The organism is Magnetococcus sp. PR-3 (assembly GCF_036689865.1).
Lineage (GTDB): Bacteria > Pseudomonadota > Magnetococcia > Magnetococcales > Magnetococcaceae > Magnetococcus.
Window position 1 is genome coordinate 1 of sequence record NZ_JBAHUQ010000113.1, and the last position, 252, is coordinate 252.

Genomic DNA, 252 nt, shown 5'->3' on the forward strand with positions numbered 1-252 from the left:
ACTGTAGTCGGTACCTGACCCGGTGGCACTGCCGGCCACCAATGCATATTCAACGGTTTGATCCGCTTGAGCATCTCCATCACGGGTAATGGTAAACACCACGTTGGAGCCCTCGGCCACCGAGCTGACCACCGATACACCCAAGGAGGTAATATCTGCACTGTCATCCACAATGGTCGCAGTAGCCTGTCCATCCCCCACATGCCCGCCGGTTGAGACTGTGCCCAAAGAGATGGAGAAGGTCTCATCCCC

1 protein-coding gene is annotated in these 252 nt (G+C 56.7%); it reads right to left on the bottom strand.

Annotated elements, in window-relative coordinates; all coding sequences use genetic code 11:
- A partial coding sequence (locus V5T57_RS20765; protein WP_332893182.1) for a hypothetical protein occupies positions 1-252 on the bottom strand: 252 nt, incomplete at both ends.